The sequence below is a fragment of the Neorhizobium sp. T7_12 genome (assembly GCF_002968535.1).
Taxonomy (GTDB): Bacteria; Pseudomonadota; Alphaproteobacteria; order Rhizobiales; family Rhizobiaceae; genus Neorhizobium; species Neorhizobium tomejilense.
On the sequence record NZ_PVBK01000001.1, the window covers coordinates 985,878 to 1,008,556 of the forward strand.

General features: G+C 62.1%; 16 protein-coding genes. 5 read left to right on the plus strand and 11 right to left on the minus strand.

Going from position 1 to position 22,679, the window contains the following annotated elements:
* Positions 1–42 precede the first annotated feature (42 nt).
* Positions 43–780, plus strand: a complete 738-nt coding sequence (locus C5J26_RS04930) for a copper homeostasis protein CutC (RefSeq protein ID WP_105400734.1) — start codon at positions 43–45, stop codon at positions 778–780.
* A gap of 174 nt (positions 781–954) precedes the next feature.
* Here the strand turns inward: C5J26_RS04930 and C5J26_RS04935 are convergent, their stop codons facing one another.
* The 5 genes from C5J26_RS04935 to C5J26_RS04955 all read right to left on the minus strand — a co-directional run bounded on the left by C5J26_RS04935 (position 955) and on the right by C5J26_RS04955 (position 5,546).
* On the minus strand, positions 955–1,605 hold the full coding sequence (locus C5J26_RS04935) for a helix-turn-helix domain-containing protein (protein ID WP_105400735.1): 651 nt from the start codon (positions 1,603–1,605) through the stop codon (positions 955–957).
* 117 nt (positions 1,606–1,722) lie between these two features.
* Positions 1,723–2,073: a transcriptional regulator gene (locus C5J26_RS04940; protein WP_172723832.1), complete on the minus strand. Its 351-nt coding sequence runs from the start codon at positions 2,071–2,073 to the stop codon at positions 1,723–1,725.
* 115 nt (positions 2,074–2,188) lie between these two features.
* On the minus strand, positions 2,189–2,809 hold the full coding sequence (fixJ, locus tag C5J26_RS04945) for a response regulator FixJ (RefSeq protein WP_046667538.1): 621 nt from the start codon (positions 2,807–2,809) through the stop codon (positions 2,189–2,191).
* Positions 2,796–4,313 (minus strand): PAS domain-containing sensor histidine kinase, encoded by a 1,518-nt coding sequence (locus tag C5J26_RS04950; RefSeq protein WP_105400737.1) that lies wholly within the window; start codon positions 4,311–4,313, stop codon positions 2,796–2,798. Before C5J26_RS04950 ends, fixJ begins: the two co-directional genes overlap by 14 nt.
* 252 nt (positions 4,314–4,565) lie before the next feature.
* Positions 4,566–5,546 (minus strand): tripartite tricarboxylate transporter substrate binding protein, encoded by a 981-nt coding sequence (locus C5J26_RS04955; protein ID WP_105400738.1) that lies wholly within the window; start codon positions 5,544–5,546, stop codon positions 4,566–4,568.
* A gap of 158 nt (positions 5,547–5,704) precedes the next feature.
* Between C5J26_RS04955 and C5J26_RS04960 the strand changes: the two genes are divergently transcribed.
* From C5J26_RS04960 to C5J26_RS04970, 3 genes are all read left to right on the plus strand, one after another.
* Entirely contained in the window at positions 5,705–7,246 is a 1,542-nt protein-coding gene (locus C5J26_RS04960) for a UbiD family decarboxylase (protein ID WP_105400739.1), read from the plus strand.
* 217 nt (positions 7,247–7,463) lie between these two features.
* A complete protein-coding gene (locus C5J26_RS04965) occupies positions 7,464–9,647 on the plus strand; it encodes a bifunctional diguanylate cyclase/phosphodiesterase (protein WP_105400740.1) in 2,184 nt (727 codons plus the stop codon).
* 174 nt (positions 9,648–9,821) lie between these two features.
* Positions 9,822–12,779: a PAS domain-containing protein gene (locus tag C5J26_RS04970; RefSeq protein WP_172745753.1), complete on the plus strand. Its 2,958-nt coding sequence runs from the start codon at positions 9,822–9,824 to the stop codon at positions 12,777–12,779.
* Between the two features lie 26 nt (positions 12,780–12,805).
* Here the strand turns inward: C5J26_RS04970 and C5J26_RS04975 are convergent, their stop codons facing one another.
* Together C5J26_RS04975 and C5J26_RS04980 are read right to left on the minus strand one after the other, a co-directional pair.
* Positions 12,806–13,291 carry an MgtC/SapB family protein gene (locus C5J26_RS04975; protein WP_105400742.1) on the minus strand — a complete coding sequence of 162 codons (486 nt, stop codon included), beginning with the start codon at positions 13,289–13,291 and terminating at the stop codon, positions 12,806–12,808.
* Between the two features lie 95 nt (positions 13,292–13,386).
* On the minus strand, positions 13,387–14,643 hold the full coding sequence (locus tag C5J26_RS04980) for an AGE family epimerase/isomerase (RefSeq protein WP_105400962.1): 1,257 nt from the start codon (positions 14,641–14,643) through the stop codon (positions 13,387–13,389).
* A gap of 169 nt (positions 14,644–14,812) precedes the next feature.
* Between C5J26_RS04980 and metH the strand changes: the two genes are divergently transcribed.
* A complete protein-coding gene (gene metH, locus C5J26_RS04985) occupies positions 14,813–18,586 on the plus strand; it encodes a methionine synthase (protein WP_105400963.1) in 3,774 nt (1,257 codons plus the stop codon).
* 85 nt (positions 18,587–18,671) lie between these two features.
* Here metH and C5J26_RS04990 read toward each other — a convergent pair whose 3' ends face one another.
* From C5J26_RS04990 to C5J26_RS05005, 4 genes are all read right to left on the minus strand, one after another.
* On the minus strand, positions 18,672–19,733 hold the full coding sequence (locus C5J26_RS04990) for an ABC transporter ATP-binding protein (RefSeq protein WP_105400743.1): 1,062 nt from the start codon (positions 19,731–19,733) through the stop codon (positions 18,672–18,674).
* Positions 19,734–19,742: 9 nt separating this feature from the next.
* On the minus strand, positions 19,743–20,531 hold the full coding sequence (locus C5J26_RS04995) for an ABC transporter permease (protein WP_105400744.1): 789 nt from the start codon (positions 20,529–20,531) through the stop codon (positions 19,743–19,745).
* Entirely contained in the window at positions 20,528–21,403 is an 876-nt protein-coding gene (locus tag C5J26_RS05000) for an ABC transporter permease subunit (protein ID WP_046608687.1), read from the minus strand. Before C5J26_RS05000 ends, C5J26_RS04995 begins: the two co-directional genes overlap by 4 nt.
* A 72-nt stretch (positions 21,404–21,475) precedes the next feature.
* On the minus strand, positions 21,476–22,582 hold the full coding sequence (locus C5J26_RS05005) for an ABC transporter substrate-binding protein (RefSeq protein ID WP_105400745.1): 1,107 nt from the start codon (positions 22,580–22,582) through the stop codon (positions 21,476–21,478).
* Positions 22,583–22,679 lie beyond the last annotated feature (97 nt).

The following is a 22,679-nucleotide window of genomic DNA, read 5'->3' on the forward strand; positions in this document are numbered from 1 at the left end:
CGCCTGCTGTTACAAGAGTGCCGGTCGTCAAGGAGACTGATCCTGTCCATCCTGCTCGAAGTCTGCGTCGATAGTCCCGAAGGTCTGGCGGCCGCCATCGCCGGCGGCGCAAACCGCATAGAACTCTGCGCGGCACTCGACGTCGGCGGGTTGACGCCGCCGCCGGGCATGATCGCGCTTGCCGCCAAGGCGCCGGTCCCGGTCTATGGGATCATCCGGCCCCGCGCCGGCAGCTTCGTCTACGACGCCGACAACGAGGCGGCGATGATGGCCGATATCGATGCGGTTCGGGCGGCGGGCCTTGCAGGCGTGGTGATCGGCGCGAGCCGACCGGACATGGTGCTCGACATGGGCTTGCTCAAGCGGCTGATGGCGCATTCACAAGGCCTCGGGGTGACGCTTCACCGCGCCTTCGATCTGGTGCCGGATCCGTTCGAGGCGCTGGAACAGGCGATCGAGCTCGGCGTCGAGCGTGTCCTGACCTCCGGCCTCAAGGTCAGCGGGCCGGACGGGACCGAGATGTTGAAGATGCTGGTGGAGCGGGCGGGGGACAGGGTTTCGATCATGCCCGGCGGCGGCATCAATCTCGCGACCGTCGAACGGGTGGTGCGCGAAACCGGCGTGCACGAAGTCCACAGCTCCTGCCGCCGGCCCGTCGGAAGCACGGACGAGCGCGCCATTGCCTTCGGTTTCCAGGCGCCTGTTTCCTATGAGACGAGCGGCGAGATTGTCCGGCAGATGCGCAGTTTGCTCGATGAATTGGAAGTGGCGCGGGACTGATGCTCAGGTGTCCGCCGATCGGCAGGCACGACTTTGCGGCAGGCCGCCGGGGGACGACGACCTGCCGCTCAGCAGTGAGGGAGGATGTTACGAAATTGAGGAGATATGCACTTCCATGGTCAGCGGACGGCCGCCACCGTCCGCTCATGCACTGCTATGCACTTTCATTCACTGTCATGCGCAGAGGCTGCGGAGTGCTTCGTGCTTCTTGATTTCGATGCAACGAATGCTCCGCAGTTTGATAAGGCCGGCCGCACGGAGTTTTGCGAAAACGCGCGACACCGTTTCGATCGTCAGGCCTAAATAGTCGGCTATATCCAGCCGGGTCATGGGTATGTCGAAATATTCGAGCCCGCCCTGGCGTTCCGCCATGTCGACGAGGAAGCCGGCGATCCGTTCCACCGCCGTCTGGCGGCCGATCATCATGATATGTTCCTGGGCGCGCAGCATGCCGCGCAGCGCCAGAGAAAGCAGTTCCGGCAAGGCCTGGTCGTTGGTGGCCCGGTTGATGCCGCGCAAGCCCGTCGGGGCGATGGCTTCCGCAAAGAAACTATGGGTCCGGTCAGCCTCGAACCCGAAAGTTTCTCCAGCCAGATGGAAAGCGATGACCTGCCTCCTTCCGTCCGACAACAGGCGGTGGATCCGCACGGCACCGAATTCGACGTGATAGAATGTACCTGCCTTGTCGCCGGGAGCGTAGATTTCGGCACCGGCATTGAAGGTCGTCACGGTATTGGCCCGGAAGAGACCCGCGGCCTGGGGTGCGATCACGATCTGGCTCTTGGTGAGCTCCAACTTCGTGGCATGAGCGGCTGCGGTGTGCATGTTCACGTCTCCCCTTGCTGTAGTCTCAAGATGACAGAAGACGTGCAGGGGAAAAATTGGGTTGTATCACTAGGGGGATTTACGTAGGGGCGGGCGGCAGGACAGCTTCGATCCGGCTCAGGCCGTGAGCGCAAGGTTCTTGACGAGACCCAGAAGATCGGCGCCGTTGAACGGCTTGGCGAGGCTCAGGACCGGGCCGATCTCGCCTTCGATGGGTGGAGACATGCCGTCGGTGAGCAGGATCACCGCCTGGCCCGACTGGAGCAGGCGCTGCAGGATATCGCTCGAGGAGCGCAGCACCTGGTCGTCAATGATCATGCAAAGCGTCGGGCCGAGGATGGCGGCGCTCTTGCGCCAGGATTCATGGGCCTCGACCCGGTAGCCCTCTACCTCGAGTGCGAATGTCAACGACTGCCTGAGACCGAGATCGGGCGCGATGACGACTATGCTTCTCGCTTGTGATAACACCAAACTTCCCGCGCGGGTGGGGGCAGCCGGAGAGCCGCTCAAATCAGACATCTAGGGCCTGCGTGGGGAGTGGCGCTTTGCGATAGATCAAGAAATTCCAATATTTTTGCGCCGTTCAATTGGGACCGAAACCGGCGGCGATCGCCATGCGAACGAGCTGTGGCAGGCTTTTCGCCTTCATCTTGGCCATCACGTTGGCGCGGTGCACCTCGACGGTGCGGGGGCTTATGTCTAGATCGTAGGCGATCGACTTGTTCGGCAGACCGGCAACCACGGCCGCCAGCACCTGCCTCTCCCGGTCGCTCAGGCTTTCAAGCCGCGTCTGAACCTCTGCCAGGTCGTCCGTATCGAGCATTTTATCCGACAGCAGTTCGGCCGCCCGCTGGATCGCTTCGATGATGACCGTGTCGCCGAACGGTTTTTCGATGAAGTCGACGGCACCCGCCTTCATCGCCTCCACCGCCATCGGCACGTCGCCGTGGCCGGTGATGACGATCGAAGGAATGCCGGTCCGGCTGGTTGTCAGCTTGCGGATCAGCTCGACGCCAGTCATGTCCGGCATCCTGAGGTCGGTGACCAGAACGCCATTTCGCACGCTCGGCGCGAACTGCAGGAAGGACGAGGCGGTTTCATGCATGCGCACTGCAAAGCCGTTCATTGTCAGCATGAAGGCAAGGGACTTTCTGACCGGCTCCTCGTCGTCGACGATATGGATCGTGTAGTCACCCGTCTGCATTCTCGCGTTCCTCCTTGTCGATCGGGAGTGTGAAACGGAACGTCGCTCCTCCGGCCTCATTGCGCGTCACCGTCATCTCGCCGCCATGCGCTTCGACGATGCGCTTGGAAATCGAAAGCCCTATCCCCATGCCGCCGGCCTTGGTGGTGACGAAGGGTTTGAAAAGCTGCCCGGCGATCTCTTCGGGAATTCCGGGGCCGGTATCCTGGACGATCACCTGGATCATGTCTTCGTCCTCCTGAAGGGTGCGGATGACCAGTTCCCGCCGCTGGCTGTCGCGCATCGCCTCGATGGCGTTGCGCATCAGGTTGGTGAGCACCTGCTGGACCTGAATGCGGTCGACGGTGACCATTTCCGGACCCTGCGCGAATTCGAAAACCGTCCGGACACCTTTTTCGCGCGAGCCGACCAGCGCCAGAGCGCCGGCTTCTTCGACCAGGCGGCGGATATTCTCCGGCGCCTTTTCCGTCTCGCCCTTGGTCACGAATTCCCGGAGATGCTTGATGATTCGGCCGGCCCGGAGCGACTGGTTCGCCGTCTCTTCCAACGCTTCGCGCATGCGCACCGCCACGGCTTCGTCCATGTCGCGCAGAAGGCGTGCGCAACCATGCACATAGTTGGCGATCGCCGAGAGGGGCTGGTTCAATTCGTGGGCAAGGGTGGATGCCATTTCACCCATTTCATTAAGGCGGGCGAGCCGGGCGAGTTCTCCCTGGATCTCCTGCAGGCGTGCAGCCGATTCCTCGCGTTCGGTCAGGTCGCGCACGAAGCCGGTGAAGAAGGTTTCCCCGCCGGTATGGGTCTCGCCGACAGCAAGCTTCATCGGGAAGGTCGAGCCGTCCTTGCGCCGCCCGACGACCACGCGGTCCATGCCGATGATCCGCTTCTCGCCGGTCCTCAGATACCTTTCCATGTAACCGTCGTGTTCGCGGCGGTAGGGTTCCGGCATCAGCATGCGCAGGTTCTGGCCGACCACCTCTTCTTCGCTGTAGCCGAACTGGCGGATTGCAGCGGCGTTGAAGGAAACGATCGTCCCGTCCCTTGTGCTGACGATGCTGGCATCGAGAACGGTGTCGAGGACGGAGCGAAGATGGGCTTCGCGGGAATCAGCTCTCGCCTGGGCTTTTCCGATCGCCTTGCGGGCGGAGTGAAGGATTTCGCCGAGCAGCGCGATCACCACGCCAATGGCGCTGAGCATGGCCATTTCCGAAAAAACGGCTCCCCGCGGCGTCAACTCCTTGATGATGTAACCTGCCAGAACGGAAAGGGCCACCGCGAAAAGCGAGGCCCGCAGGCCACCGATAAGGGCGGCAACCAGGATCGGCGGAATGAAGAACGTGAAAGGCGCCCTTTCGTCGAGGACGCCATGCAGCGAAATGCGCAGCCCGAACGCGATCAGCACGCCGACGGTCGCAATGACATAAACCTCGGCGGGGGAAAACCGACGGCTCAAGAAAGATTGAATATAGTCATCCTTCTTTTCGGCGAACGTCTTGGAAGCCATGATGCCTACCCGAAGCCGATCGTCTGCAGGAGGAACCCCATTCCTGTGTGCATCTGAAACCTGACAGCCTATCCTCGAATTCGTTCTAGCATGCGCGCGGATGCGGCGTCCAACGGCCGAAGCGGTTGTAGCTTAAAAAGCATATACTTTTGCGCGTTTATTTGTGCCGACGTGCGGGCGGGTGCCTGCACGAAAGAAAGCGGCGACGGTGCGCCGCTCCCGCCTATGCAACGAACCGCGAGGCCGAAGGGTTCATTGCTGCGGGATATTGGCAACCTTGACGTAGCCGGCCCAGGCCGCGACCTCCTTCTTGAGGTATTCCTGGCCTTCTTCCGGCGTCGAGACGAACACGTCGCCGCCCTGGTCGGTCACGAACTTCCTGACCTCTTCCTGACCGAGGACCTGCCTGGTCCAGCCATTGATCTTGTTGACGATATCCTTTGGGGTCGCCGAGGGAACCATCATCGCGAACCAGCCGACCTGGTCCATCGGGTAGCCGGATTCCGTCATGGTCGGAACGTCGGGAGCGCCCGGAATGCGCTTCGCGGAGCTGACGGCCAGCAGGCGGTAGCGGCCCTCGCGGAACTGCGACAGGGAGAAGACCGGATCCTGGGCGGCAAAGGCCATGGCGCCACTCATGATGTCGTTCATGGAATCGGCGCTGCTCTTATAGGCGACCTCGACCGTTTCGAGGCCGGCTTCCTGTTTGTAGATGGCTGCCAGCACCTTGCCCGACGTGTTGTTGACGGCATAGCTCGCGTTCGAGCCTTCCTTCTTCAGGTATTCGGTCAGCTCCTTCATGGTCTTGATCGGGCTCGATACCGGAACGGCGATCATGTGCGGCTGCTTGTTGACGGTGGCAGCGACCTGCAAGTCCTTCACCACGTCGAAGGGCGGCGTCTTGAACATGTGCATGTTGCCGGCAACGGCGCTGCCGGTGTGGAAGAAGATCGTGTAGCCGTCCGGCTTGGAGCGCGTGACGTACTGTCCGGCAATGTTGCCGCCGGCGCCGGGCTTGTTTTCGACGATGATGGTAGCGCCTGAGACCTTGGCGATCTTCTCGGCGAAAAAGCGGACGATGACGTCGGCGCCGCTGCCGGCCGGGAACGCGCAAATCATGCTGATGGTCTGATTTGGATAATCCGCCTGGGCCGCGGCCGGCGAAAGACCGAGGGCGCTACCGGCAACGGCGACCGATGCGGCAAGCATGAAACGACGAGTGACAGTCTGCATGAACTTCCTCCCATGGATGACCAGGTCTCGCAGTCGACGCCGGTCGGTCGCACCTCCCCGAGGCGACCTGATACAACATTGTATAATTATATTTGATTTAATCAACTGTTCTGGCTAAAAACCGTCCTACGCAGAAACGCGTTTTCGGGAGAGGAAGAATGACCGCCAATACGACAACTCAATCCGCCGCTGCGCTTGATCTCGACCGTTTCCGGTTGAAGAATTTCGTCGAGAGCCTGAGCGCCGACGAGCTCGAGATCCGCGAGGAGAAGGTCGATCTGGCCGATGTCGCGGCGATCCTGCAGAACAACCCGAAGGCCGTCTGGTTCAAAAATGCAGGTCCCGAAGGCCAGCAGCTGATCGGCAACGTGGTCGGCAGCCGTTCCCGTCTCGCAAAGGCTTTCGGCGTGCCCGCCGGCGACGTGGCACTCGAGATGCGCCGCCGCCTGTCGCTGAAGCCGGAACTGGTGAAGCTTTCCGGTGATGAAGCGCCCGTGCAGCAGGTCGTGCTGTCCGGTACTGACGCCGATCTCCTCAAGCTGCCGGTCCACGTTCAGCACGCGCTCGATGGTGCGCCCTACATTTCCGCGACGATCGACTATACGATCGACCCGAAGGACGGCCGCTACAATTGCGGCATGCGCCGGCTGATGCTGCGCGGCCCGCAGGAAGCGGGCGTCGACCTGATTGCGCCGAGCGACCTGCGCGTCATGTATATGGCCGCTTCCGAGCGGGGCGAGCGGCTGAACGTTGCCTATGTGGTCGGCTGCCATCCGATCGACATGGTGTCGGCCACCATGAAGGAGCCGGTCGACGAACTGGAACTGATCTCCTCCCTGCGCGGGGCGCCGCTGCCGGTCGTCAAATGCGTCACCAGCGACATCATGGTCCCGGCCGACGCGGAAATGGTCATCGAAGGCTATTTCGACGAGCGCGGTTACGTGGAGAAGGAAGGGCCCTACGGCGAATATCTCGGCTATTACGGCGTCGTGAAAACCAATCCGGTCTTCCATGTCACCGCCATCACCCACCGCAGGGACGCGCTGTTCCAGACCGCGACCATCAGCGGCAATCGCATGGACTTCACCGATACCTCCAACCTTGAAGCGCTGCGTATGGAGATGAACGTCTGGAAGACGCTCCGCGACGTCGTGCGCCAGCCGGTCGCCGTCTATGCGCCGGTCGCCGCCGGCGGCTCGATGAGCATGCGCTTCTCCATCCGCCAGACCTATCCGGGCGAGGCCCGTTCGGCACTCTATGCGGTTCTCGGCGCCGTCGGCGTCAAGAACGTCTTCGTCGTCGATCCGGATATCGACATCTTCGACGACAGCCAGATGGAATGGGCGTTCGGTACCCGCTTTCAGGCGGACCGGGATCTGGTGATCGCCACCGGCGTCCGGCTGTCGCCGCTCGATCCGTCGCTTCACGGCTCCCGCTCCGGCGCCAAAGCGGGCTACGACCTGACCTGGCCGATGCAGCATGCCCAGAGCTGGGAGCTCGTCACGCCGCAGGCTCCGTCCTATCCCGGCAATCGTTTCCCGTCGCTCGAAGCGGCTTTGAAGGATGGCGCCAAACATTTCGAGGAGTTGATGGCCGCCGTCGGCAGCCGCGATGGCCGCGAGGTCGTCCGCGAACTCGACACCTTCCGCTCCAAGGGGCTGGAGCGCGACGAGCGCGGCCGTTACTATCTTCCCCGATAGGATGATCCATTTCGGGACATTGTGCCTCACCGAAGCAGCCTTCCGGATGTAAATCCGGGAGGTTTTTCATTTTAAGTCGAGAAAGCTCTCTTACATCGGGCCGAACGGGCGAGGACCCCGTCAAACACCATTCATTTCTTGGGGGCGCGCCGTTATGCTTTCTCTAATGGATGGATTTCTATGGTAGTCCTACTACCCGCCCTCCTCTGGAGCAGAGATGTCTTACGCCGACAGCATCGATATTGCGGAGCGCAGACGGCTCGACGCTCTGGCGAACTACCGCATCGCGGGCTCCGGGCCTGAAAACCGCTTCGACCGAATCTGCCGTTTTGCCTCCGAGCTTTTTTCCACGCGCATGGCTTTCGTGACGCTGATCGAAGAAGATCGGCAATGGTTCAAGGCCTGTTCGGGTCTCGATATCCAGGAGACCGACCGATCCGAATCCTTTTGTGATCACACGATCCGCACGGACGATGTTCTGGTGGTGTCCGACGCCCGGCTCGATGCGCGGTTCTCCGGCCTGCCGATCGTCACCGGCGAACCATTCATCCGGTTTTATGCCGGTGCGCCGCTGATCTCGCCGGACGGTTTCCGGCTCGGAGCGCTGTGCATCGCCGATACGCAGGTGCGAGAAAGTTTCTCCGAGCGGGAAAGGCGAACGCTCGCCGGCCTTGCCGCCATGGTCATGGAGCACATGGAATTGCGTCGGGAGGGCATACCGCAGGCGACGGCTGCCAACTTTGCGGATGCCACCGATCTCTCGCTGATTACCGTCGATCCCACCGGCCGCGTCGAGTTCGTCAACCAGGCGGCGCTCGATATGTTCGGTTTCAGCCGGGAGGAGATGGTCGGTGGCTCGCTCGACCTTATCGTGCCCGAACGGTTCCGAGCCGCTCACAATGCCGGTCTCGCGCGCGTGGCCGCGGGCGGCAGTTCCATGCTCAAGGGCAAGACCGTCGAGATTTCGGCATGCCGCAAGGACGGCTCGGAGTTCCCGGTCGAGATGGCGCTTTCGATCTGGCACGATCAGCGCGGCGTCGGCGTGGGCGCCATCATCAAGGACATATCCGAACGCCGCGACCGCGACGTCCGGCTCCTGAGGCTGGCAAGCCAGGATACGCTCACCGGCTTGTGCAACCGGCCTCGTTTCGAAGACCTTTTGCGCGAGGAATTGGCGCGCAACCGGCCGCTCGCCGTGCTGCTGTTCGACCTTGATGGGTTCAAGGACGTCAACGATCGCCTGGGGCACGGCATCGGCGATTCCCTGCTGCAGGCGATCGGTGTCAGATTGCCGGCCGTTCTCGACCGCAACGTCACGGTCTCCCGGTTCGGCGGCGACGAGTTTGCCATTCTCATTCCCGGAACCGGGGATCCTCTCGTCGCCCAGAAAACTGCGAATGCGGTCATCGAGGCTTTCAAGATACCGTTCGAGGTTGCCGGGCACACGTTCCGCATCGGGGCGAGCGTCGGCTTTTCGCTTGCGCCGAACCATGGTTCCGATTCCGAGGAGCTCATCGCCAGTGCCGACTTCGCGCTCTACCGGGCCAAGCAGGCCGGCGGCCGGGTCGTGCGCATGTTCGAACAGTCGATGCGCAACGAAACCCTGGCGAAGCGAATGCTGCGGGACGAATTGCTGCGGGCGCTGAACAAGAACGAGTTGGTGCTGCACTACCAGCCGCAGGTGACGCTCGACACCGGGGAGGTATTCGGCGTCGAGGCGCTCATCCGCTGGCAGCATCCGGAGCGCGGGCTCCTGTCGCCGGCGGCCTTTCTCCCGGCTCTGGAGCAGAGTTCGATCGCGCTCGACGTGGGCTTCTGGGTGCTGGACGAAGCGGGCCGCCAGATGGCCGCCTGGGATGCGGCGGGGTATCCACCGATCAAGATGGGCATCAACTTGTTTCCCGCCCAGGTCCGGGCCGGCGATCTGGCGCGCAGCGTCGTCGACCTGATCGCACGCTACTCGCTCGATCCGCGTTTCCTCGAGATTGAGATCACCGAAACGGTCACGCTCAACGACGACGACCAGTCGCTCGAATCGATCCAGGCGCTGCGCGAACTCGGCGTCGGCATCGCCTTCGACGATTTCGGTACGGGCTACGCTTCGCTCGGTTCGCTGCAGCGCTATCCGCTGACGACGCTCAAGATCGACATGGGGTTCGTGCGCGATCTCCTGACCAAACCGCGCGATGCCGCCATTACCCGGGCGCTGATCGCGCTCAGCAGGGAGCTGGGGTTGAAGACGATTGCCGAAGGCATCGAGACCGAGGAGCAGGAGGCGGCGCTTCGCCTGATGGGCTGCGAGGCGGGGCAGGGCTATCGTTACGGCAAGGCGATGCCGGCCGACGAGGTCGCCCGGCTTTTCGTCCAACCGGTGGAAAGGCAGCGGATCCGGATCAAGTAATCCGGCCTGATGCCGCACAGGGCGGTGCCGGAACCGCGAGCAAAATCGGGGCGTTAGATGTCTTTTAGCGTATCGCGATAATCCCGTGGGAGATTTCCTGAACCCTCTTGATTTCAATTGTCAATATTAGCGGAAGCCCTATAACCTGTGATGCATTGGCATCAGGGACGGCGCATGTTCAGACTGACGGAGCTTTCCGAAATCGATCTGAATCAGTTGTTTAATCTCTCACCCAATCCCTATGTCATACTCGACCGGGAATTGCGGCTTGTCGGAATGAACGACGCTTATCTGGCGGTGACGGGGCGCAGCCGTGAAGAGCTTGTCGACCGTACCATGTTCGATGCGTTTCCAAGCGAACCGGATTCTGTCCCGGGCCGGCTGCTGCGCCAGTCCTTCGCCAAGGTCCTCTCCACCGCCGAGGTGGATCACCTGCCGCTCATCCCCTATCCGATCCCAGGTCCCGATGGAGAGCTCGAGGATCGTTACTGGAGCGCAACCCATACGCCGATCAAGGACGAGGCGGGGCGGCTGATCTTTATCCTGCAGCATACGGTGGACGTGACCGAACTTCACCTGCTGCGCAGCCGATCCGCGGGAGACGGCGTCCTCAAGGTCCATACGGATCTGATGCGCCGGGCCGATGCGGTCCAGGGGCAGAATGCCGCGCTCGGCGAGGAGCGGGAATATCTGCGCATGCTGTTCGAGCAGGCGCCCGGCTTCATTGCCGTGCTGCGTGGCCCGGAGCATATTTTCTCGATCGTCAACAGGTCGTACCGGACGATCGTCGGCCGCGAGGACCTGATCGGCAAGACTGTGCGCGAGGCTTTGCCGGATGTCGCCAGCCAGGGTGTCTACGAGCTGCTCGACGAGGTTTACCGGACCGGTACGCCCTATAGCGCCTATGGCGCGCGCGTCGTTTTCCAGTCCTCCGAAAACGCTGAGCCGGAAGAACGCTTTCTCGATTTCGTCTATCAGCCGATCCGCGATCACGACGGGATGGTCGATGGCATTTTCGTGCAGGGCCAGGACGTCACGGAGCTTCGCCGTGCACAGGAGGCGGCCCGCGAAAACGAGGACCGTTTCAGGACGCTTGCCCAGTCCTTGCCGACACATGTGTGGACGGCGACGCCGGATGGCCGGATGCAATGGTGCAACGACCAGATCTTCACCTATAGCGGCCTGGAGTCCTTCTATTTCGACAGGGAGCGGCGCTCTGAGATGCTCCATCCGGACGATTCGCCCCGGATTGCCGCCGCTTGGGGCGAGGCCTTGCGCACCGGAAGCCGGCTGGAGACGGAAATCCGCCTTCGCCGCCACGACGGCGTCTATCGCTGGTTCATCAGCCGCGCGGTGCCGATCAAGAATGCCGAGGGCGAGATCACTCTCTGGGTTGCCACCAATACCGATATCGACGAGCAGAAGAAGACAGAATCGGAGCTTTCGAGCCTCGCGGAAACCCTCGGCCACCGCGTCGAGGAAAGAACGATCGAGCTCGAGCGGACGCAGGAAGTGCTTCGCCAGAGCCAGAAGATGGAGGCGATCGGCAATCTCGCAGGGGGCATCGCCCACGATTTCAACAATCTCCTGCAGGTGATCACCGGCAATCTCCAGCTTCTCGGCCGGGAATTCGCGGGCAACGAAGTTGCCGAAAGGCGGTTGAACAGCGCGCTTGCGGGGGCTTCGCGCGGCGCCCGGCTTGCCTCGCAGCTTCTCGCCTTCGGCCGCCGCCAGCCGCTTTCACCGAAGGTGATCAATCTGAGCCGCCTGATCCGCGAGATGGACCATCTCCTGAGGCGCAGCCTCGGCGAAGCGATCGAGATCGACACGATCGTCGGCGGCGGGCTTTGGAATACGCTTGTTGATCCGAGCAATGTCGAGAATGCGCTCCTCAACCTCGCGATCAATGCACGCGATGCGATGAACGGGCAGGGCAAGCTGACGATCGAACTCGGTAACGCCTATCTCGACGACGAATATGCGCGCCACACGTTCGACATCGAGTCGGGCCAATACGTGATGCTCGCGGTCACCGATACCGGTACGGGCATGACGGCCGACATTCTGAGCAAGGTCTTCGACCCGTTCTTCACCACCAAGCCGGAGGGCAAGGGCACAGGGCTCGGCCTGTCGATGGTCTACGGCTTCGTCAAGCAGTCTGGCGGCCATATCCGGATCTACAGCGAGCCGGGAAACGGCACCACGGTGCGGATATATCTTCCGCGATCGATGGAGGACGAGGATGTGGTCGCCGAAAATACCGGTGGCGCTGCCCTCGGCGGAAACGAGACGATCCTGGTCGTCGAGGACGACGAAGCGGTGCGGGAAATCACCGTCAGCCTGCTTGCGGAACTGGGGTACCGGGTCCTGCGGGCCAAGGATGCCGACAGCGGGCTTGCGATCATCGAAAGCGGCGTGCCGATCGACTGCCTGTTCACGGACGTGGTGATGCCGGGGCGGCTGAAGAGCAGCGATCTCGCCAAAAGGGCCAAGGAGCGGCTGCCGCATCTCGGCGTGCTGTTCACCTCGGGCTACACCGAAAATTCGATCGTCCATGGCGGGCGGCTCGACCCGGGCGTCAATCTCCTGAGCAAGCCCTATACGCGGGAGGCGCTCGCCCGAAAAATCCGCCAGGTGATCGATCAGAGCCGGCAGGCTCCACAGCCGCGCTTGCCGGAAAGTCCTTCCGAGGCAAGTTTGGCCGATGCAAGTTTGGCCGAGGCAGCTTCGGCCAAGCCTGCCGTCGAACAACCATCGGCGCCGGATCTGCCGATCTCCGTTCTGCTGGTGGAGGACGAGGCGCTGATCCGCATCTCGACCGCCGATTTCCTGCAGGATGCGGGCATGACCGTGATCGAGGCCGGATCGGCTGCCGAAGCGCTTGCCGCGGCGGGCAGCGATCCGATCGACATCCTCGTCACCGACGTCCATCTGCCTGAAATGAGCGGCTTGCAGCTCGCCTTGAAATTGCGAGAAACGGTTGCCGACCTGCCGGTGATTTTCGCGACCGGCGACCGCAACGTGCCGGGATCGGAGACGCTCGGCAATACCGCGCTGATTACCAAGCCCTATGACTACGAGCTGCTGACGACCCGCATCCGGGCAATGGTGACGCTGCGCTCGGGCGGGTGATCCGTATTATCTCCGACGCCTTGCCGCTATTCATCTTTCAAGCCTGCGGCCACTTCGGTCTTGCGCAGCAGCCAGAGGACGATGATGCCGGCGCCGGTCGCCGTCATGGCGACGATCCACATGCCGAGGCCGACGCAAAGGCCGATCGCGCCAGACAGCCACATGCTGGCGCCGGTGGTCAGGCCCTTCACATCGCCGCGCATCTGGAAGACGACGCCGGCGGCGAGAAAAGCGATGCCGGCGGTAACGGCCTCGATGAGACGGATCGGGTCGATCTGGACCGTATCGGGGCGGTTTCCGAATTCATGCATGATCTGCAGGCCGGCGAGGGTGAACACGGCGGATGCGAGGCCGATCAGCATATTGGTGCGCAGGCCGGCGGAATTGTTGCGGAACTCGCGTTCCAGGCCGATCAAGCCGCAGAGGAGTGTTGCGCCGATCAGCCTCACCAGAAGCACTTCGATCGCAACGGGCGCCTCGTGGGAAAACTCTTCGGCGAGAACGTTGAGCATGGTTCACCATATCCGATGTTACAACTATGTGACACGGGAAACTGATGCAGGCATGGATGGTTCCGTCACCGCGGGGTGACGTTGAGTGGCACGCTTCAGATACGCCCTTCGGCCTCGACGATGACCTTCGTCAGGCTGCCGTTTGCCGGAAAGAGCGGGATGAGGCAGGCCTGCAGGGCGTGATAGATATCGCCCTTGCCGGGGAAGAGGGTGTGGGCCGGGGCGAGATCCTCGGTCAGTTCCTCGTGCCAGCCGCCGTTCTTGTGATCTATGAAACGGTTGGCGATCGTGCCCCAGATCAGCCGGTAGCTGTCCTCGTAGAAATCGTCGGCCGGCAGGTGCTCGTTGAGGAAATGCGCGGCACCGGCTGCCTCGCACATCGGCCACCACAGCTTGTTGGTCTTGGCGGGCTTGTCGTTCCAGTCGAGCGTGTAGAAGAAGCCGCCCTTCTCTTTGTCCCAACCCAGTGACATGGACTGGACGAACAGCGATTTCGCCGCATCCGGCATCCAGCCGTGCTTTTTATCCCCGAGCGTCCAAAGCTGCAGCAGGAGGCGCGACCATTCCAGCCAATGGCCCGGCGTGGTGCCGGCGGGGCGGAACATCTCGTCAGGATGGTAATAGTCCTTATCGATCGTCCATTCCGGATCGAAATGTTCGGCGACCCGGAACCCGACGCTGCCGGCGGAGCGGCGGATGACGAGGTCGGCGATGCTTTCCGCCTTGTCGAGATATGCCTTCTCGCCGGTCGCTTCGAAAGCGGCCATCAGCGCTTCGGTGAGGTGCATGTTGGAATTCTGGCCGCGATAGCTGCCGCCGTCGATCGGCGACCAGTCGCGGGCGAATTCTTCCGCGATCGCGCAGTGGCGCGGTTCCCAGAACCTGGTTTCCAGAACCTCGCTTATGTCGGCGAGCATCTGGTCGGCGAGAGGATGGCCGGCGACCTTTGCCGACGAGGCGGCGAGCAGCACGAAGGCGTGGCCGTAACCCTGCTTGGCGGAATCGGCTGCGCCGTCATCGTTGACCTGCCAGAAATAACCGCCATATTCGCTATCGCGATGGCGCTCCCAGAGCGTGCGCATGCCGTGGTCGATGATATCACCGGAGCCGGGCCGGCCGAGCAGGTAGCCGATCGAGAAACAATGGACCATACGCGCCGAGGCATGGATGCCCCGCGTCGGATTGGCGCCGCCGATCGGGGTGCCGTGGTCGTCGAGATCGAAGAAACCACCTTTTGGGTTCATCGCTCGGTACTGGAAAAAATCGAAGAGCCCGTCGCCCTCGTTCAGGAGCCAGCGACGATGATAGGGAAGGCTCGCCCACTTGGCTTCTGTCTGACCGGTGTCGCTCATGAAAACCTCGGAATCGCTATGGCGGGGCATTGGGGTCAGAACGCCTATAACGCCCGGCCGGTTTCATGTCATCGACTATTCTATATCGCACGGTGCACCGGTTATATATTGACATAAACATATCTTTATGCGGTTATTGAGGTATCCGGAAATGATGAAGGGCAGTGCCATGTTCGACGAACTCTTTGGTCCCGAAGCCGCCGCGCGCGATGGCGCGGAGATTCTCTCGGCACTCAAGGCCGCGGCTCGTGAGCGCATCCTCATCCTCGACGGTGCGATGGGCACTGAAATCCAGGGCCTGGGTTTCGACGAAGGTCATTTCCGCGGCGAGCGATTTGCCGGATGCGCCTGCCACCAGCAGGGCAACAACGATCTTCTGATTCTCTCGCAGCCGCAGGCGGTCGAGGAAATCCATTATCGTTATGCCAAGGCCGGCGCCGACATCATCGAAACCAATACGTTCTCCTCGACCCGCATCGCCCAGGCCGACTATCAGATGGAGAACGCCGTCTACGACCTGAACCGAGACGGCGCGCGGCTGGCACGGCGGGCGGTGCTGAGGGCACAGAAGGAAGACGGTCGCCGCCGTTTCGTGGCCGGCGCCATCGGCCCGACCAACCGGACGGCTTCGATTTCTCCCGACGTCAACAATCCCGGTTACCGGGCGGTGACATTCGACGACCTGCGGCTTGCCTATGGCGAACAGCTCGATGGGCTGATCGACGGCGGCGCGGATATCATCCTGATCGAGACGATCTTCGATACGCTCAACGCGAAGGCCGCGATCTTCGCCTGCGCCGAGCGTTTCGAGGCAAAGGGCATCCGCCTGCCGGTGATGATCTCCGGCACGATCACCGACCTTTCAGGCCGCACGCTGTCCGGCCAGACGCCGTCGGCCTTCTGGTCCTCCATCCGTCATTCGAAGCCCTTCACGGTCGGCCTCAACTGCGCGCTCGGCGCCGATGCGATGCGGCCGCACCTGCAGGAACTCTCGGGCGTCGCCGACACGTTCATCTCCGCCTATCCGAATGCCGGCCTGCCGAATTCATTCGGGGGTTACGACGAATCGCCGGACGACATGGCCCGCCAGATCGAAGGATTTGCTGCGGAAGGCCTGGTCAACGTCGTCGGCGGCTGCTGCGGATCGACGCCGGAACATATCCGCGCGATTGCCGAAGCGGTCGCACCGCACAATCCCCGCGAGGTGCCGGAGCACCGGCCGTTCATGTCGCTTGCAGGCCTCGAACCCTTCGAGTTCACCAAGGACGTGCCGTTCGTCAATGTCGGCGAGCGCACCAACGTCACCGGCTCGGCCAAATTCCGCAAGCTGATCACCGCCGGGGATTTTACCGCGGCGCTGGCGATTGCCCGCGACCAGGTGGAAAACGGCGCGTCGGTCATCGACATCAACATGGACGAAGGCCTGATCGATTCGCAGCGGGCGATGGTCGAATTCGTCAACCTGATCGCCGCAGAGCCGGATATCGCCCGGGTGCCGATCATGCTCGACTCGTCCAAGTTCGAGATCATGGAAGCGGGCCTGAAATGCGTGCAGGGCAAGCCGGTCGTCAACTCGATCTCGATGAAGGAGGGCGAGGAGAAGTTCATCGCACAGGCCAAGCTGCTGCGCAATTACGGCGCGGCCGTCGTGGTCATGGCCTTCGACGAGCAGGGCCAGGCCGACACCTACGAGCGCAAGGTGGCGATCTGCGAACGCGCCTACAAGCTCCTGACCGAGGAAGCGGATTTCCCGCCGGAAGACATCATCTTCGACCCGAACATCTTTGCGGTGGCCACGGGTATCGAAGAGCATAACAGCTACGGTCTCGCCTTCATCCAGGCGACGAAGACCATCCGCGAGCGCATGCCGCTCGTGCATATTTCAGGCGGCGTCTCGAACCTCTCCTTCTCGTTCCGCGGCAACGAGCCGGTGCGCGAGGCGATGCATGCGGTGTTCCTCTATCACGCCATCCAGGCGGGCATGGACATGGGCATCGTCAATGCCGGCCAGCTGGCGATCTACGAGAACATCGATCCGGACCTGCGCGAGGCCTGCGAGGACGTCGTCCTCAACCGCCGCGACGACGCCACCGAACGGATGCTCGATATCGCCGAACGCTATCGCGGGACCGGGGCCAAGGAAGCCAAGGAGAGAGATCTCGCCTGGCGCGAATGGCCGGTGGAGAAGCGCCTTTCGCATGCGCTCGTCAACGGCATCAACGAGTTCATCGAGGGCGATACCGAGGAGGCGCGTCAGAATGCGGAGCGGCCTCTGCATGTGATCGAGGGCCCGCTGATGGCCGGCATGAACGTGGTCGGCGACCTGTTCGGCTCGGGCAAGATGTTCCTGCCGCAGGTGGTGAAATCCGCCCGCGTCATGAAGCAGGCCGTCGCTGTGCTTCTGCCCTACATGGAAGAGGAAAAGCGCCTCAATGGCGGCGACCAGAAAAAATCGGCCGGCAAGGTGCTGATGGCGACCGTCAAGGGCGACGTCCACGATATCGGCAAGAACATCGTCGGGGTCGTGCTCGCCTGCAACAATTACGAGATCATCGACCTCGGCGTGATGGTGCCGGCGACCAAGATCCTGGAAACGGCGATTGCCGAAAAGGTCGATATCATCGGGCTTTCCGGCCTGATCACTCCGTCGCTCGACGAGATGGCGCATGTGGCTTCGGAAATGGAGCGCCAGGGTTTCGACATTCCGCTTCTTATCGGCGGCGCGACGACCAGCCGCGTGCATACCGCGGTCAAGATCCACCCGCGCTACAATCGCGGCCAGGCGATCTACGTGACGGATGCCAGCCGCGCGGTCGGCGTGGTGTCCGCGCTTCTGTCCGAAGACGGAAAGCCGAGCTACATCAGCACGGTTCAGGCGGAATATGCGAAGGTTGCCGCCGCGCATGCCCGCTCGGAAGCGGAAAAGACCCGCCTGCCGATCGCTCGCGCGCGCGCCAATGCCGAAAAGATCGATTGGTCGTCCTATCAGCCCAAGAAGCCGCAGTTCACCGGCACGAAGGTGTTCGAGACCTACGATCTGGCGGAACTGGCGAAATACATCGACTGGACACCGTTCTTCCAGACATGGGAGCTGAAGGGACGTTTCCCGGCGATCCTCCAAGACGAGAAGCAGGGCGAGGCGGCGCGCCAGCTTTATGCGGACGCCCAGGCGATGCTCGACAAGATCATTACGGAAAAATGGTTCCGGCCGCGGGCGGTGATCGGCTTCTGGCCGGCCAATACGGTGGGAGACGATATTCGCGTCTACACGGATGAAAGCCGCGCGGAAGAACTCGCGACCTTCTTCACGTTGCGTCAGCAGCTTTCGAAGCGGGACGGCCGCCCGAACGTGGCGCTGTCGGATTTCGTCGCACCGGTCGCGACCGGTCTCGACGACTATGTCGGCGGTTTCGTCGTCACGGCCGGCATCGAGGAAGTGGCGATCGCCGAGCGGTTCGAACGGGCGAACGACGACTATTCCTCGATCCTCGTCAAGGCGCTGGCGGACCGCTTCGCGGAAGCCTTCGCCGAATGCATGCACGAGCAGGTCCGCAAGGAATTCTGGGGCTATGCGGCCGACGAGCAGTTCTCGGCGGACGAGCTGATCACCGAGGCCTATCACGGCATCCGCCCGGCGCCCGGTTATCCGGCCCAGCCCGACCATACGGAAAAGGCAACGCTGTTCCGGCTGCTCGACGCGGAAGAGGCGACCAGCGTCGTCTTGACGGAAAGCTACGCGATGTGGCCCGGCTCGTCGGTCTCCGGCCTCTATATCGGCCATCCGGCATCCTATTATTTCGGCGTCGCCAAGATCGAGCGCGACCAGGTCGAGGACTATGCCAAGCGCAAGGGAATGTCGGTCGAGGAAGTGGAGCGCTGGCTGGGGCCGGTCCTCAACTACGTGCCGACGTCCGGCCAGGATGCGGTCGACGACGCGGCCTGAGGAGGCCGCCGCCAGATACGGCTCAAATGCAAAACGGCATCCGCGAGGATGCCGTTTTCGTCTGCGGACCGTCGGCCCTCCGCGATCAGTCGCGGATGATCAGGAAGTCGTGGGCGTTGAAGCGCAGCGTCAGGGTTTCGCCCGACTGTGGCAGGACCGCGTCCGGCGAATTGAACATGTCGAAGGAAATCTGGTTTCCGCCGACATCGAGCTTGGTGCGGATGACCGAGCCCAGGAAATGCGAGGAGAGGACCTGGCCGGTGAGCGACGTGTCGCCCTTTGCATTTTCCAGGAGCGAACCGGCTTCAGGGCGCAGCGCGATCGACAGCTTGTCGCCGCCCTTCAGCGCGCCGATCGATTCCCTCAACCTGATGGTGTTTTCGCCGACCTTGACGGTGTTGGCCGCCGGATCGACGACGGTCGCCTCGATGATGTTGAGCGTGCCGACGAAGGAGGCGACGAAACGGGTGGTCGGACGATTGTAAATTTCCGACGGCGTGCCGATCTGGTCGGCGCGGCCGGCATTCATGACGACCACTCGGTCGGAGATCGACAGGGCCTCTTCCTGGTCGTGCGTCACGAAAACGGTGGTGATGCCGAGCTGGCGCTGGATTTCACGAATCTCTTCGCGCAATGACACGCGAATCTTGGCATCGAGCGCCGACAGCGGCTCGTCGAGCAGCAGGACCTGCGGCTTTGGCGCAAGCGCGCGGGCGAGCGCCACGCGCTGCTGCTGGCCGCCGGACATCTGGTAGGGGTAGCGGTCGGCCAGATGGTCGAGGCTGATCAGCTTCAGCATTTCCTTGACGCGTGTTTCGATCTCCGTCTTGGACTTGCCGGCGACCTTCAAACCGAAGGCGACGTTGTCGAAGACGTTCATGTTCGGAAATAGCGCATAGGCCTGGAATACCATGCCGATATTGCGCTGATTGGTCTTCAGTGCGTTCTGGTTCCGGCCGTTGATCGAGATCGCACCATCGCTCGGGCTTTCGAACCCGGCGATCATGCGCAACACGGTCGTCTTGCCGCAGCCCGAGGGTCCGAGAAAGGAGACGAACTCGCCCTTCTCGATGGACATGTTGAAGTCCTTGACGACCTGCGTCGGGCCGAAGCTCTTCTTGATACTTTCGAGAACGAGGAACGACATCAAAATTCCTTAAGGCCTGGCCGGCGACAATTTGCCGAAGCGGGAAACGAGCTGGATCAGACCCATCGAGAGCCAGGTGATCGCAAACGCAATGACCGCCAGCGCAGAAGGCTCGTAAGCCTTGTTGGCGCCGACGAGCTGGAGATAGGGACCGAAGGCCGGACGGTTGAGAAGGGCCGCCATGGTGAATTCGCCCATGACGATCGCAAACGTGATGAAGGCGCCCGAGAGCACGCCCGACATGACGTTCGGGAAAATGCAGCGGAACATGATCGTCGGCCATTTGGCGCCGAGAATTTCGGCCGCCTCCGTCAGCGTCCGCACATCGATGGTCCGCATCGCGGTATCGACCGAACGGTACATGTAGGGAAGGGCCAGGGTCACGTAGGAGAAGGTCAGCAGGATGTTGGTGCCCTGGGTCGAGCCGGTGAACGGGATCCAGGACGAAGAATTGTAGAGACGCAGGTAGCCGAACACGATGACGATCGCCGGAATGACGAGCGGCAGGAGCGTGATGAATTCGACGACCGGCCGCATTTGCGGCAGGCGCAGCCGAACCCAATAGGCGGTCGGCACGATGAGGAACATGCCGACGATGATCGTCACCAGCGCCATCAGCATCGAGAAGCCGAAGGTGGCGCGGAACTGAGCGTCCGTAAACACCGACTGGTAGGCATCGAAAGAATAGGCGCCGCGCCGCATGCGCAGCGAGAACTCGAACGTGCCGATCAGCGGCACGAAGAAATAGATGGCGCCGATGGCAATCGCGATCCAGGCGAAGATTTTGTGCGCCTTCATTTCTGCCACCGTTCGGCGCGGCTGCGCAGCCAGATATAGAGGATGTTGGAAATACCGGTGATGACGATCATGCCGAGGGCCAGGGCATAACCCAGATTGGGATTATGCAGCACGTCGCCACGGATCTGGGCATAGAGCAGGATCGGCACGATGTTGAGCGAGGCACCGGTCAGCGCAAAGGCGGTCGCAATCGCACCGAAGGCGTTGGCGAAAAGGAGGAGCGTGGCGCCCATCAGGCTCGGCCAGAGGATCGGCAGCACGACCATGCGCCAGTATTGCCACGTGGATGCGCCAAGGATTTCGGACGCCTCGCGCCACTCCTTCTTCAATCCGTCCAGCGCCGGCGTCAGGATCAGTACCATCAGCGGGATCTGGAAGAACATGTAGGTGATCGTCAGGCCGAAGAAGGAGAGGAGGTTGAACCCCGTCGAATAGAGATTGAAGCCGAACCAGTCCCGCATGAAGATCGTGACCAACCCGGTCCGGCCAAGTGTCGCCAGGAAGGCGAAGGCGAGCGGCACACCGGCGAAGTTCGAGGCGACGCCTGAAAAGGTCAGCAGGCTGGAGCGGATCCAGGACGGCACGCCGCCGAGCACGACTGCCCAGGCGAGGAAAAAGCCGATCAACGCGCCACCCAGTGCCGAAGCGACGGATACCCGGATGCTGATCCAGTAGGCGCTCAGGATGGAAGGCGAAAAGAGATCGACAATGTTCTGAAACGTGAATTCGCCGGCCGGATTGAAGAAGGCGCCGACGATCAGATAGAGCGTCGGAACAATCAGGAAGGCGAGCGCGAATACCATGAACGGCACGATGCCGAGCCAGTCTATGACTGTCCGGCGATCGATGAATGACGTGGAAGCGGTGGTCATGAATGCTGGCCATCCAGGGAGAAACGGGAAAGCTCCCGCGCCGGGCGGCGCGGGAGCTCGGTCTTGTTCCGATTACTTTGCGACGTTGGCGCCGACTACGCTATCCCATTTCTTGGTAATGGTTTCCTTGGCGGCAGCCTGCTGGGCGAGCGTCGGGAATACGGCCTTCTCATAGGCCGCTGCCGGGGGCAGGGCGTCGAGCAGGTTCTTCGGAATCTTGTTGTTCTTGGCAAGATCGTTGAAGCGGATCGGGTGGCAATATCCCTTCAGCCAGCCGAGCTGACCTTCGTCGGAATAGAGGTATTCCATCCACAGCTTCGCAGCGTTCGGATGCGGAGCGAAGGCGGAGATCGCCTGGACATAGACGCCTGCAACGACGCCGGTTGCCGGAACCACGACCTCGAAGGGCGGGTTGCCCTTCAGGCTCTGGCCCCAGGACAGGGCATTATAGTCCCAGGCGATGATGATCGGCGTGGTGCCCTGCGCGAACGGCGCGGCCTTGCCGGTCACCGGAACGAAGTTGCCCTTCTTGTTGAGTTCGGCGAAGAACTTCAGGCCTTCGTCGCCGGCCTTGGCGGAGTCGCCCTTGGCGCCGGAGAGGCCGGCAGCGAAAACGCCCTGGACGGCCTGATTGGCGCTGCGGGGATCGCCGGCGAGCGCGACGGTGTTGGCGTAGTCGGACTTCAGGAGATCAGGCCAGTCCTTCGGAGACGTCTTGACGAGGTCCTTGTTCACTAGGAAAGCCAGAACGCCGTAATAGTCGCCGTACCAGTAGCCGTCGGCATCCTTGGCGTCGGCCGGGATCGAATCCCAGGTGGAGACCTTGTAGGGCTGGATTAGGCCCTCAGTCTTGGCGGACGGACCGAACGACAGGCCGACGTCGATGACGTCGGGAGCCTGCGGGCCCTTGTTGCCCTTGTTGGCCTTGATCGCTTCGATTTCGTCGCCGGAACCGGCATCCGGGTTCAATTCGTTGACCTCGAGGCCGTACTTCGCCTTGAAGCCGGCGATGACGTCGCCGTAACCGCACCAGCTATGGGGCAGGGCGATCGTGGTCAGCGTGCCTTCCTTCTTGGCGGCTGCGATCAGCTCGGCGCTCGGCTCGGCGGCTGCGATGGCGGTGGAGGCGATGACGATGGCAGTCGTCAGGGAAAGAAGACGTTGGGTCTTGTTGAGCAAGGTATCCTCCTAGGGGTTCAGGTAGTCCGGATCGTTTCGGCGCGACTCGTAGAGCCAGTTCATGTATCGTATGTGACAGCCCGGAGGATGAGTATCT

Coding starts and splice junctions, on each gene's coding strand:
- C5J26_RS04935 (WP_105400735.1), bottom strand. CDS start 1,605: ATGCACACCGCAGCCGCTCATGCCACGAAGTTGGAGCTCACCAAGAGC.
- fixJ (WP_046667538.1), bottom strand. CDS start 2,809: ATGCAGACGGGTGACTACACGATCCATATCGTCGACGACGAGGAGCCG.
- C5J26_RS04950 (WP_105400737.1), bottom strand. CDS start 4,313: ATGGCTTCCAAGACGTTCGCCGAAAAGAAGGATGACTATATTCAATCT.
- C5J26_RS04955 (WP_105400738.1), bottom strand. CDS start 5,546: ATGCAGACTGTCACTCGTCGTTTCATGCTTGCCGCATCGGTCGCCGTT.
- C5J26_RS04960 (WP_105400739.1), top strand. CDS start 5,705: ATGACCGCCAATACGACAACTCAATCCGCCGCTGCGCTTGATCTCGAC.
- C5J26_RS04965 (WP_105400740.1), top strand. CDS start 7,464: ATGTCTTACGCCGACAGCATCGATATTGCGGAGCGCAGACGGCTCGAC.
- C5J26_RS04970 (WP_172745753.1), top strand. CDS start 9,822: ATGTTCAGACTGACGGAGCTTTCCGAAATCGATCTGAATCAGTTGTTT.
- C5J26_RS04975 (WP_105400742.1), bottom strand. CDS start 13,291: ATGCTCAACGTTCTCGCCGAAGAGTTTTCCCACGAGGCGCCCGTTGCG.
- C5J26_RS04980 (WP_105400962.1), bottom strand. CDS start 14,643: ATGAGCGACACCGGTCAGACAGAAGCCAAGTGGGCGAGCCTTCCCTAT.
- metH (WP_105400963.1), top strand. CDS start 14,813: ATGTTCGACGAACTCTTTGGTCCCGAAGCCGCCGCGCGCGATGGCGCG.
- C5J26_RS04990 (WP_105400743.1), bottom strand. CDS start 19,733: ATGTCGTTCCTCGTTCTCGAAAGTATCAAGAAGAGCTTCGGCCCGACG.
- C5J26_RS04995 (WP_105400744.1), bottom strand. CDS start 20,531: ATGAAGGCGCACAAAATCTTCGCCTGGATCGCGATTGCCATCGGCGCC.
- C5J26_RS05000 (WP_046608687.1), bottom strand. CDS start 21,403: ATGACCACCGCTTCCACGTCATTCATCGATCGCCGGACAGTCATAGAC.